The sequence below is a fragment of the Paenibacillus sp. FSL H3-0457 genome (genome assembly GCF_037981725.1).
In the GTDB taxonomy this organism is placed as follows: Bacteria; Bacillota; Bacilli; order Paenibacillales; family Paenibacillaceae; genus Paenibacillus; species Paenibacillus amylolyticus.
Window position 1 is genome coordinate 2898959 of record NZ_CP150283.1, and the last position, 12410, is coordinate 2911368.

The window sequence follows — 12410 nt, forward strand, 5'->3', positions numbered from 1 at the left end:
GGATGACAGAATCCGTGAAAAACGTAAGCATTAATTATCAGACCAATCAGAATGGTACGGTTGGAGGTGATCCATCCGGCTGGATTGCAGGTATTGACATTGGAGGCACCAAAACATTAATGCTCTTGTCATCACAACAGGCTGGAAATGAAGTTCATGAACGTATCTTGCCTACGCTTGCCAGTGATCAGCCGGATGAGTTCTTCCGATGGTTATTCGTTGAATTGGAAACATTCTGCCGCGAAGTTGGATGCAGTCTGGATCAACTTAACGGTGTAGGCATGGGATTCCCTGGTGTGGTTCTACAGGAGGAGGGAATACTGCGAAATGCTCCGGCTTTTCAGTGGCCTGAGCTAGATATTCGCCCTGTTATTGCGAAGTATTACAGCGGGAATATCATGTTGGATAATGATGTGAATATGGCGGCAATGGGAGAATATGATCAAGGGGCAGCACAGGGACATCAACACTGTGTAATGGTCACGGTTGGAACAGGCATTGGATCTGCTCTTATCCTGAATGGACAGCTCTATAGCGGCCAGAATGGAGCAGCAGGTGAGATTGGGCATTTCATTGCAGGAGACGAAGGGCTTTATACCGGTTACGTTGCGGATGCGGATTCCTTTGGCGTATTTGAGCAAGTGACTTCAGGTACGGGAATTACCGAACAGGCGAGGCGTTATTTTGCTACTGGAAAGGGAAGTTCCTTATCCCTGATCATGAGTCTGGCAGGAGGGGAAGCGGAACAGATTGAAGCCAGGCATGTATTCAAAGCAGCGGAGTCGGGAGATCTTGCTGCCCTGGAGATTCTGGAACTACCCATGCGTTATATGGCGAGAGGTCTGGCGAATATTACGGCTTTACTCAATCCTTCCATTATAGTGATCGGTGGTGGCGTGGCTGCATCCAACCCATCCTATTATCTAAATGAAGTGCGCACACGCCTCCAACGTTACACTGTTCTGCCTACACTTTTAGCTGTAGCTGAACTGGGGAACAAAGCAGGAGCAATCGGGGCATTGGCTGCAATCAAGTCGAGTCTGACACGCACTTAAAAAAAATAGAGAATAGGCGAAGCAACTACAGAAATAAAGGATGGAGATCCGGATGAGAAGTAGACATATGAAGGCTTATACAGAGAAAATAAAAGCCGATTCCAAGGATGCAAAACATGTTTTACTCCAATTGCAGGGCCTATATCTGTTTATGGGGCTTGCCGGGGGGATGTTTAACCCGTATATTAATCCCATATTGGTAGCACAAGGGTTTTCCAGTAAAGAAACCGGATTTATTATGGCGTTTGGCACACTTGTATCCATTATTCTTCAACCTATATGGGGAATTCTGGTAGATAAGTTTAAAAAGACACGGTTCGTACTGGTGATAAGCCTGCTTGTTCCTGCATCGTTAGCGTATTTCTACAATATTCAAGTGTACTTTATATTAATATTGATTTATACTTTATGCACTATATTCCAAGTGACTCAAATACCCGTGGCTGACTCCTATGCGGTTACCGCCGCGAGAGCAGCCAATACCTCATATGGCATGATCCGACTCTTCGGCAGCATAGGAACGGGAGTTGGGGGATTTGCCGCAGGGATGTATCTCTCCCAGTTTTCCATTCACATGTTATGGCTGCCATTTCTCCTGTTTAACATTCTGAGCGCTATACTGGCAAGTACACTCCCCCGGCAGACGAGTATATCCTCGTCCTCGGTAACCTTCTCCGTAGGTTTGGCAAGATTGCTCCGAAACCGGACATTCCTTCTATTTCTAACAGGTTGTTTCCTGGTTAACCAAACGCTCACTGCGTTTAACTCCTTTTTTGTTATTTCATTTCAGATGGCTGGCGGTTCTGTGACCATGACAGGTACGGCGTTGTTGCTTGCGTCGATTACCAATGTTCCATCCATGTTGGCAGCGGCATTCATACTCCGAAAATGGGGGCATGAACGCACGATGCTGCTTGCAGCGGGGGCGTATATGTTACGTTGGGGGATACAATGGCTATGGCCGACACCTGAGGTCATGATTGGCGTTCAGGTGCTACATGGGTTATCCTTCGGATTCTTTTATATCGCAGCAGTGGAATATGTGGCTTCGGTTACAGGACGGGAAATGCAGGCCACAGGACAAAGTTTATTTAACATGGTGTTTGCTGGCCTGGGCGGAATTGTTGGTAATATGCTTAACGGATATTTACTCGATTCCGGCGGTCCATCACTGATGTATCTGGCTTGCACGATCAGTGCGGCACTAGGATCAGTGATTCTGTATATCGTCAGCAGGCAGGCCAAAGAACAGAGAAGAGCATACTCATTAGAATAGAGATGGAAGGAGTTGGAGCCTATGAAAGTAAATCTGAAGCGGAATTGGCACACCAAGTTGATGTATTCGTATTTTCCTATTTTTCTGCTTACGATTTCCATTCTGATCTTTCTCTCCTTCCTGATTGTCAACGAACTCTCACGTAACGAAACACAAAAAGCCGACATGATCTCCACCCGCTATATCGTGGATACACTGGAGCGATCGCTAAGTGACATTGAACTTCGGTTGCTTGAAGACATTGGTGCAAACAAAACATATAGTCGCTTTCTGGAAGCTGGACAGGGACAATTATCGAGTCAGTTCATCTATGATGCGGCAAGTGGGCTGGGACGTATGCTGGATCAGCAGGATATGATTCAATCCATTTATCTCTATCGCATGTCCGATTCCCTGATTCTTACGCCCAGAGGCATGATGCGTTTGGAAGATTTCGAAGATCGTGCCTATATTGAGCAAGCCTTGAAAGATCGGGAGAACCTCGGTTGGAACCTGCCACGTGATTATAAGGAACGTTCCTTCGACGTACCTTCACAGGTGATTAGCATGAATAAGTGGCTTCCGTTACCGTGGGGCGGGGAAGGTCTGCTCGTCATTACCATCCGCATGTATGCAGTGGAACGGCAGATTGATAACATGACCAATGAAAAGTTATCAGTTCTTCAGGTTCGGGATAAGAGCGACAATCTGATCTATACCGCGCATCAAATGGACCCTTCAGCAGGTGAAATCCTTAATCGTGTGACTGCGGACAAACTTGGTCTGATCTTTGAGAGTGGTATTCAATCCGGACAGCTGTATTCATGGGTATCCCTTGTTTCTTATGTGTGGATCGGTATTGGTTTATTAACGATTGTTGGTGCGGTGGCGGGACTAATCTACATTACTCGAAGAAATACACGCCCCATCCAGCTGATCATGAATCGAATTCAGGCGTTACAGCCACGTGCCGAGGAGAATGAAGCAACTCCATCCGTCAAAGATGAACTGGCACTCATCGATCGTGCGCTGGAACATCTGATTGCTCAAACGGTTGACTATGAGAAACAACATCATGAAAACTTGCTGATTCATCGCAGACAGTTGCTTGTTGATCTGATGGAAGGGGAGCGGATGGATTCGTTCCGTCAGCGACTTCGCCATCTGCAACCGCTAGAGGAACGATTCATGGAACCGAAGAGTGTTGCTGTCCTCATTGCGGAGATGAATGGTGACGATCTCTCGGCCAATCAGAATATTCTGAAGATTGCGCTTATGAACGTAGTGGAAGAACTTGTGCAGAATGAGACCCAGTTCGGCGGTTGGGCTGAATGGTTTGGGAACCGCAGGCTTATTGTGGTGATTGCATCGGATGAGCAGGAAGGACTGGACCGTGAATTACATATGGATCTGGCTAAGCAGATGCATATGTGGATTGCGGAAAACTTCCGCCTGCGGTTTACGTTCGGAATTGGACGAACCGTATCGGGCTGGGAGGAGATTACTCGTTCCTATGCGAGTGCAGATGCGGGTTTGCAACATAGACTTACCCTTGGTAAAGATGCGATCGTTCTCAGTGAGCAACTGCCGGATCGTATTGAGCTGCAATCGTACAAGTATTTGCAGATGCTCGCGGACTTTGTCCGTGAATTCAGGCTTACAGGTGATGGTTGGCGGACGCAGCTGGATCAGATGTTTGTTGCGTTTAACGAAGATCAGATTACAGATAACGATATTCGCATGTTGCTGCAGGCGTTAATCCAGATGTTGTCCCGTGAATTCGGGGAACTGTCTGAGCGGTTGCAAAGCCAATTTGCCGAGGAAATCCTGACTCGTCTTCGCAGTGATATCCAGCAGGTGGAGACACTCGAGGGGATTCAAGAGATTTTGCAGGAGTGGCTTAAAGAAGTTTATCGCAATTATGTATCTGTAAATGAAACGAAAAGTCATCGAGCGATGATCAACGAGCTGCGGATTTATATTGAAGAGCATTTTGATGATCCGGATCTGTCGCTGAAACATCTGAGTGATCGGTTCCAGATCTCGGGCAAATATGCGAGTTATCTGTTCAAGGAAGAGTTTGAGATGAAGTTTGTTGATTTTCTGGTGAAACTGAGGGTCGAAAAGGCCTGTCGTCTGTTGTCTGCATCCGATATGGCTGTTCAGGATATTGCTCTTCAAGTGGGATACGCCAATGCAATTTCCTTCGGCAGAGTATTTAAACGGATTATGGGCGTGACACCAGGAGACTACCGCAAGCAGGGTGGAAAGCAAGGGGATCAATAACGGAATTGCACGTGTTAGAACATCCGAGTATCGGGTGAAATCCAATAATCTTAGAGATATCAATGAAATCTCCTGTATGAGGCAATAAGGTTTTGTCCCTTATCGTACTTTACAGGAGATTTTTTGGCTGTTCAACCACGATCTTAGGCCAGTGTGGCTGATATGTTGTTAAGGAATTTTACGAATGTCCTATACTAGCAGTATGACAATTCATAGATTAATAGGGCAGGAGTGAAGATGGTGTACAAACACGGACAGCAAGTGTGGGGATCGGTAGATATCAGTAAACGGGTTACCATTACAGCAAGCAACAACACATTTACATTTCATGTAGATGACTCGTCTTATACGATAACTATACCTGTTGGTACCTACACGACAAGTCAACAAAGGCATGAATCCGAACTTATTCAGGCCATTTCGAAGGCAGGGGCAGCTCAGAACATTCCAGTACGATTTATTTTGGGCGGAATGCATTATGATGAGAAGTATAATGTGTTGATTTTGGAACATACGGACACGACCAACGAACATGTCATCGATCAATTTGCGGGAAATGCCATCGATACGTTGTTTGGTCAAATGAAGTTTAATCTTCCGCCGAGGAATTAGTCGTGGAATCGTTCTACACGTGTTGCTAAACAAGGAGATCACATAAGATGTGGTCTCTTTTTCATTTTTTGAAGAGAGATTTAATGGAAAAAAGATTATTGCAAGATGGGCGATGCCAGATTGTCTATGAGAAATCAAAATGAAATACAACACAAAGTGTTATTATAGTTAACATTAAAGGTGTGAAAATTGTATATTGTCAGGAAATATGTTTATATATCGCGGTATTTAACTTGAGAAACGTGAAATCTACATTTTGAAAATAGTTTATTGTCTAAATACCAGATCGTATGTAATGATTGGTGACATTCACAGGTGCAACAAAATGGGATGAACAAAGTGGAGTGGCAATCATGTGAATCCATTCAGAGAGTGTGCGAAAGGGGAAAGGTCAAATGAGATTATTTCAAAGACGTAAGGCAGGCAAGGCAAGTTCAATCCTCGCAGTGGTAACAGCATTCACTCTATTATTATCTGCATGTTCGTCAGGAAGCGAATCAACATCTTCATCAGGAGAGTCGGGTTCGGGGGAAAAAACGACTTTGAAAGTAGAAATCTTCGATCGGGGAAACACTCCGGCGGGCTACACCATTTCGGACAGTTATCTGACTCGCTTCATTCAAGAGAAGTTTGGTGATCCAAACAACATCGATGTTCAGTTTGTTCCGGTACCACGCTCGGAGGAAGTACAGAAACTTAACGTTCTGATGGCGAGTGGCTCTGAAGTACCTGATATCGTCTTTACCTACGATTCGGGAACATTCAACCGGTATGCAGAGCAAGGAGGTCTGACCGAACTTACGGATCTGATCAATCAAAGTGGTCCTAACCTGAAGAAGTTCTTGGGAGATGAAACGCTGGCCTACGGTCAATACGATGGACAACAGTTCGCGGTTCCAGGTAAACGTCTTGTACTTGGCAAGTACGCATCCTATGTTCGTCAGGACTGGCTGGATGCACTCGGATTGCCTTCCCCTGAGACAACTGAGGAGCTGCATACAACACTGAAGGCCTTTAAGGAAAAAGATCCGGGTAAGGTTGGCACAGGACTTATTCCGATGGGGATGTCCATTGCCTCGGCTCAATATGAACCACTGATCTGGTCATTCATTGAACCGCTGACGGAAGAACAGAAGTATACATTAACGCAACAACTGGGTTCCAATGACTATCCAACGTTGTTGCCTGGTTTCAAGGAAGCCCTGAAATATATGAACACACTTTATAATGAAGGATTAATGAGCAAGGACTTTGGACTCGACAAAGACAAGAAAAAGCTGTGGGAAGATGTATCTAACGGCAAAGTTGGATTCTACACGGAGGATGCAGGGGAGATTTATATCTCCGGTACGTACAAAAACCTGCAAACCAATCAACCGGGTGCAGTGATGACACCGATTGATGCATTCAAAAACTCCGAAGGCAAATTTGCCAAACCGGCATATGCACCCAATGCGATGTATGTCATGATCCCGAAATCGAGCAAAAATGCGGAAGCCGCGATGAAGTATCTGGATTGGATGGCTTCGGGCAACAACCTGTTCGACCTGCAATTTGGTGTTGAGAATGAGAACTATGAACTTGTGGATGGAGTTCCACTGATCAAAGATGATGCTTCTCCTGAAATCGCAGGTCGTATCTATAATTCCGGTGACATTGCCATTATCGTCAATGGTAAATACGTTGGAGATGACAAGAAAAATGAAGAGGCTTATGTCGTACAGGTAGAGTCGAAGTATCGGGATGATATGCGCAAGTCGGTAGTGATCTCTAACACGGACACCATTCAACCCGTACGTTTCTCCAAACCGATTGACGCAGAAGCACGTTACGGTAACGGCTTGAAAGACAAGTTTATGGAGTTTTTCGTGAAAACAACCATTTCCAAACCCGCTGATTTTGAAGCTACGTATGACAGCATGATGAAGGACTACATGGCGAGCGGTGGTCAAGCAATCTTGGATGAACGTACAGAAGCTTACAAAGCGATGAAATAAGTAGAGTAGAGATCACATCTAATGTGTATGACAACAAAGAACAGGGATTTCATTAGGGCGATGGCAACATCGCCTTGATGAAGAATCCTGAATGACATGGGGGGAAGGTATATGAAAACAAGCATCTATTTCCGCAGAAACTGGCAACTATATGCGTTGCTCCTACTGCCCATGATCTACTTCATTATTTTCAAGTATGGGCCAATGTATGGCGTGCAGATTGCGTTCAAGGACTTTAACTTCTTTCAAGGGATCGCCGGTAGTGAGTGGATTGGCTTGGATGCATTCAGAGAAGTGTTTCAAAATCAGGGATTCTACACGGCATTACGCAACACGTTAGTACTTAACATGCTGGATTTGCTGGTTTCCTTCCCGGCACCACTTATATTGGCCATCTTATTGTTCGAGCTGAAGAAGGCTTGGTTCAAAAAGTTGGCACAGACTTTACTGTACATTCCTCACTTTATTTCGTGGGTTATTATTGGAGGGATCGTACTTCAAGTATTCGGTACGCAATCTGGTTTCATTAACAATATCTTAATGAGCATGGGATTTGATCCGTTACCTTTCCTTTCAGACAAAAACTATTGGCTCTTTACGTATCTTGCGGTAGGCGTGTGGCAGAGTGCAGGCTGGGGTACGATTCTGTATCTCGCATCTCTCACGGGCATTAACCGGGAACTCTACGAAGCCGCAGAAGTAGATGGAGCAAGTCGGCTACGTAGAATCTGGCACATCTCCTTGCCAGGCATCAAAACAACGATTGTTACCTTATTGATCATCAATGTCGGCAACATGATCTCTATCGGCTTCGACCGACCATTTATTATCGGTAACGTGGCTGTACGTGAATACTCGGATGTGCTCAGCACATTTGTCTATCGTGTCGGTTTACAATCTGGTCAGGTTACGCTCGCAACAGCTGTAGGTTTGTTCCAGGCTTTAGTTGGACTTGTTTTCATACTCGGAGCGAACTATACGTCCAAGAAATTAACCGATGAGAGCATTATGTAGTGGATTGATTCACATATGATCTGTAAGGAGTGAGTGAGATGTCTGAAAACACGGCGAATCGAATATTCAACACGGTAAACGTCATTCTTATTATCATTACGATGGTGCTGTGTCTTGCACCATTCATTCATATTATTGCGATCTCGCTCAGCTCAAACCGGGCGATCGGTTCAGGAGAAGTTTCCTTTTTCCCCAAAGAGTTATCGTTTGAGGCGTATATCAAGGTATTTGCAGATGGATCAATGATTCGTTCCCTCATCTATACCATTTGGCTGACCGTCCTGAGTACGGTGCTAAGCATGGTGATGACCATTGCAGCAGCTTATCCACTGGCGAAGAGCAATCTGAAAGGGCGCAAGTGGTTCATGCTTGTCATTGTGGTGACGATGTTCTTCAGTGGCGGCATTATCCCCGAGTACATTCTGATCAAAAATCTACATCTACTCGATAGCACATGGGGACTTATTCTGCCTGGATTGATTAGTCCGTTTTATATGATTATCCTCATTACCTTCTTCAGAGGTATTCCCGAAAGTCTAGAAGAAGCAGCAGGCATTGATGGAAGCAGCCACTTTGGAACACTTATGCGCATTATTTTGCCGCTATCCCTTCCGGTTATGGCGACACTGAGCCTATTCTACGCGGTAGGACGATGGAATGGTTTCCAGGATGCACTCATGTATATTACGAAGCCTGAACTATACCCTTTGCAATTGAAATTGTATCAGATGATTCAGCAAAACCAGATTACAGAACTGATGCAGAACGAAGGTATTGGTGCTGTTCAAGTCCTGCCTGAGAGTCTGAAAGCAGCCAGCGTTATATTCTCAACGTTACCGATCCTGCTTGTGTATCCGTGGTTGCAGCGGTACTTTATCAGTGGCGTAATGGTAGGTGCTGTAAAAGGTTAATAGAGGTTGTTCAAAAAGTTCACTTTTGATTACGAATGATGCCTAGTGGCATCATCAGCATCGAATATGAAATTTAGCCGAAATGTCCGTTGCTCACGTAGTTGTCCTACGCTCCGCTACTCCATTTCTAGCTTAATTCCATCTTCTTGGTACTGAAAACTGATCTTTTTGAACACACACCTATAGTCTCGGGAGGTCCATGACATGACACAACGAAGGGTAGAGAAGATGTCGAAAGAGCAAAAGTATCTTATAAATCAGTCCATGTTGATGATGGATAGCTTTTATGACGAGAAAGTGGATCTGATTCGGAGTTTCGAAGAAGAGGATTCATCGCAACACAGCACACGAGCCAGTGCACATTATGCGCTCGGATTGTTAATTCGAAATGAGCCTGGTGATGTGGAACGCGCGATACGAGTGTTCCACAAGGTGCTCGATGTTCAATATGACGCTCCGGATGAGATCTATCACGGAACCTTCGCGACCCGACCCAATGATGTGCATCCACCAGCGGGTCACTATGCTTGGAAATCTTTTGCGCCAGGCACGGCCTATTTCCTGGAACGCACCTTTGAGAAGGTGTCTGCGCAGTTTATCCATAAACTACAGGAAGAGGGTTCTCTGCGCACAGAGGCGGCAGATCCCAAACAACTGAAACACCTTTTTTATTCGGCAGTGAATCAGGTTCTGCCACCGGTCTGGATCAGCTATGATCCCAACTGGCGCGAGTTTATCGCTTGTGTCTGTGTGGTCGTAACTGCCGAATTCGCCGAACTTATGCCGGAGACACTCATGAAACGGATGGACCATGCGATGGAGTTGGCTGTCCAAGGGTCAATAGAACGCAGGTTATCCGACGTAATCCCAATGAACACGAATATTGAGTTAATGCATATTTTCATTACCCACTACTACGGCCATCGCTTGAACCGAACAGATTGGATTCAGCATTCGGATGAACAGGCGGAGGGGTTGATGAAGGAGTTTGAACAATACAACGGTACATTCGCGGAGTTCAATACGACAACGTATTACGGAGTGGATCTGTCCGTGCTTGGCATGTATCGAAAGTATGGACTCACGGAACGTTTGATCGAAATTGGACACCGGATTGAACATGGGCTGTGGAATAACATTGCGCTATATTATAATGCCAACTTGGAGAATCTCTCCGGCCCGTTCTCCCGGGCGTACGACATGGAGATGCGAGAGCATAGTTCGATCGGTGTTTTTATCTATCTCTTGCTTGGAGAAGGGTATGAATATCTGGCAGGAATCAACTGTGAGTCAGGCCATGATCCACTGATTGCGCTCCTTGGGGTGGATGTGCCTGCTGAAGCCGTGCCGTATTTCAAGGCTCATCAAGAAGATCGGCTTGTGCAGAAACAGTTCATGGAACTGTGTGAGCGCAATGATCCAACGTCCAATCGGAATCTATGTACTGCCAGAGCCTGGATCGGAGAACACCGGATGATCGGGGCCATGTCGGGAAGTGTGAATACCAATGGCCAGATGCATCCAGCCACGATCCACTGGCAGACAGAGACGGGTGAGCTTTATTATATTCGCTTAATCCGTCGTGAGGTGGGCGAGGGGTGGAACAGTCATCTGCGCGGAATAACGTTCGCTGCGGATCTCACACCTGATTCGTTAACCATTGATGTGGAGCTGGATACGGCGGAAGAGATCGACGTTTATTTTGAAATCAGAGGGCCATCCCTTCGTCAGCAGGACATTACACCAGTGTTATGGCAGTTCCCTGGACTTGCGTGTACCGTGAAGGCTGAAGCACCTGAACCATTCGTGTTAATGTACGTGAATCATGCGGAGATCATCTATCGTTATGTGCCTGGGAAGACGGCAAACAAGATGAGATTTGAATTGACTTTTCGTGAAGACAACGGTTTGAGGGATGAATAGGTATATAAGATGAACTGAACATTTACACGAGAACGAAGAGTGCAGAACCGATCTGAAGAAGCGGAGCGTTCGCCTGAAAGCTTTCTGCAAGAAAGCTGCATCGGAAGCATAAGCTATCACCCGATTTTTCCCTTTGGAGAAGGGGATCAAAAAAATCAGGGGATAACAGCGATCGGAAGATGGTACTGCAATTGGAGTGATCTAGTGTAAAGTTTATTGGTTCAACTTATATAGATAGAGATAAATGGAATATGAATGGGCGATAGAATGAGAGACAGGAGGAACCAATGATGTATACGGACAAACAGGAATATTCATTCTCAACATGTTGGAATATCAAACGTCATACGAACGGACAAGGTATGATCGAGGAGATCAAGTCTCTTGGATTCAAACAGGTGGAACTGAATTACAACGTAACGGAAGAGATGCTGCAGACGATAGAACCGATGATTGAACGGGGCGAGATCGGTGTATCCAGTGTGCATAATACATTCCCGTATGTGGCTGATTCCGATTACGGGACGGATTCCGTCCTGCTTGGGTTCGATGATGAACCGCGCCGCAAACGGGCGATTGAGCTGTTACTTCGCTCAGCCGAGTACGCACATCGTTATGGGGCCAAGGCTGTCGTTGTACATCCCGGTGAGGTTCCGTTTGAATATAATATAGATGAAGCGTTGAAAAAGATATACCACGATCAAGGACCGGATTCATTGGCATATCAATCTTTATGGCAAGAGATGCTGGAGAAGCGGGAAGATGGCAGCGCACATTACCTGAGCCTTATTCAGGAGAGTCTGGAAGAGGTATGTAACTTGTCGGAGCAGCGGGGATACGGGGTGAATTTCGGTATTGAGACCCGTTCACGCTGTTATCAGATGCCGACTTTGAACGAAGCGGGAACGATTATTGGACAAATGAAGGGCGCACCGCTTGGTCTTTGGTACGATATTGGTCACGGCATGATGATGGATCGAATGGGGCTGTACGATAATGTACGTCAGGCTAACGCGTTGATTGATCACGTGGTTGGCGTGCATATTCATGAAACCGTAGGGTTATCAGATCATTGGTGTCCATACATCCATAGTAAAGACATGACATTTTTTGATTCGTTTTTGGATATTATCGACCGTTCTCCGGTGAAAGTATATGAGCTGAAAGCCGCGTGCACACCGGAAGAGATTGATGAGAGTCATGGAATAATCACGGCTCGTATTGCTGAACGTCAGCGCGGATAGGGAGCACACGCATCAAGCATGAATGCACCTTATAGGAAAGTAAACCAACAGATGAGCGGTTCAGAACAAACCTCAGGTTGCATTACAGGGTGTTCTGCCGCTCTTTTGTTGTT

General features: G+C 45.7%; 9 protein-coding genes. All 9 read left to right on the forward strand.

The genetic code is table 11. The features are described from left to right. Positions 1 to 2 precede the first annotated feature (2 nt). The 9 genes from MHH25_RS13105 (at position 3) to MHH25_RS13145 (ending at position 12297) form a co-directional block, all read left to right on the forward strand. Positions 3 to 1055, forward strand: a complete 1053-nt coding sequence (locus MHH25_RS13105; protein ID WP_340020162.1) for an ROK family protein — start codon at positions 3 to 5, stop codon at positions 1053 to 1055. A 52-nt stretch (positions 1056 to 1107) separates the two neighbouring features. Beyond that, entirely contained in the window at positions 1108 to 2331 is a 1224-nt protein-coding gene (locus MHH25_RS13110; RefSeq protein WP_340020163.1) for an MFS transporter, read from the forward strand. Positions 2332 to 2352: 21 nt separating this feature from the next. Next, complete coding sequence (locus MHH25_RS13115) at positions 2353 to 4596, forward strand: helix-turn-helix domain-containing protein (protein ID WP_340020164.1); 2244 nt, start codon at positions 2353 to 2355, stop codon at positions 4594 to 4596. Positions 4597 to 4833: 237 nt separating this feature from the next. After that, entirely contained in the window at positions 4834 to 5208 is a 375-nt protein-coding gene (locus tag MHH25_RS13120; protein ID WP_340020165.1) for a hypothetical protein, read from the forward strand. 395 nt (positions 5209 to 5603) lie between these two features. Further along, positions 5604 to 7205 (forward strand): extracellular solute-binding protein, encoded by a 1602-nt coding sequence (locus MHH25_RS13125; protein ID WP_340020166.1) that lies wholly within the window; start codon positions 5604 to 5606, stop codon positions 7203 to 7205. 111 nt (positions 7206 to 7316) lie between these two features. Beyond that, positions 7317 to 8219 carry an ABC transporter permease subunit gene (locus tag MHH25_RS13130; RefSeq protein WP_017688833.1) on the forward strand — a complete coding sequence of 301 codons (903 nt, stop codon included), beginning with the start codon at positions 7317 to 7319 and terminating at the stop codon, positions 8217 to 8219. Positions 8220 to 8257: 38 nt separating this feature from the next. Further along, positions 8258 to 9130: a carbohydrate ABC transporter permease gene (locus MHH25_RS13135; protein WP_340020167.1), complete on the forward strand. Its 873-nt coding sequence runs from the start codon at positions 8258 to 8260 to the stop codon at positions 9128 to 9130. Between the two features lie 204 nt (positions 9131 to 9334). After that, positions 9335 to 11053, forward strand: coding sequence for a hypothetical protein (locus MHH25_RS13140; RefSeq protein WP_340020168.1), 1719 nt, complete (start codon positions 9335 to 9337; stop codon positions 11051 to 11053). Between the two features lie 290 nt (positions 11054 to 11343). Further along, positions 11344 to 12297 carry a TIM barrel protein gene (locus tag MHH25_RS13145; protein WP_340020499.1) on the forward strand — a complete coding sequence of 318 codons (954 nt, stop codon included), beginning with the start codon at positions 11344 to 11346 and terminating at the stop codon, positions 12295 to 12297. The last annotated feature ends 113 nt before the right edge of the window (positions 12298 to 12410 follow it).

Excerpts from the sequence above, each read along its gene's own strand:
- MHH25_RS13105 (WP_340020162.1), top strand. The coding sequence starts at position 3 with ATGACAGAATCCGTGAAAAACGTAAGCATTAATTATCAGACCAATCAG.
- MHH25_RS13110 (WP_340020163.1), top strand. The coding sequence starts at position 1,108 with ATGAGAAGTAGACATATGAAGGCTTATACAGAGAAAATAAAAGCCGAT.
- MHH25_RS13115 (WP_340020164.1), top strand. The coding sequence starts at position 2,353 with ATGAAAGTAAATCTGAAGCGGAATTGGCACACCAAGTTGATGTATTCG.
- MHH25_RS13120 (WP_340020165.1), top strand. The coding sequence starts at position 4,834 with ATGGTGTACAAACACGGACAGCAAGTGTGGGGATCGGTAGATATCAGT.
- MHH25_RS13125 (WP_340020166.1), top strand. The coding sequence starts at position 5,604 with ATGAGATTATTTCAAAGACGTAAGGCAGGCAAGGCAAGTTCAATCCTC.
- MHH25_RS13130 (WP_017688833.1), top strand. The coding sequence starts at position 7,317 with ATGAAAACAAGCATCTATTTCCGCAGAAACTGGCAACTATATGCGTTG.
- MHH25_RS13135 (WP_340020167.1), top strand. The coding sequence starts at position 8,258 with ATGTCTGAAAACACGGCGAATCGAATATTCAACACGGTAAACGTCATT.
- MHH25_RS13140 (WP_340020168.1), top strand. The coding sequence starts at position 9,335 with ATGACACAACGAAGGGTAGAGAAGATGTCGAAAGAGCAAAAGTATCTT.
- MHH25_RS13145 (WP_340020499.1), top strand. The coding sequence starts at position 11,344 with ATGTATACGGACAAACAGGAATATTCATTCTCAACATGTTGGAATATC.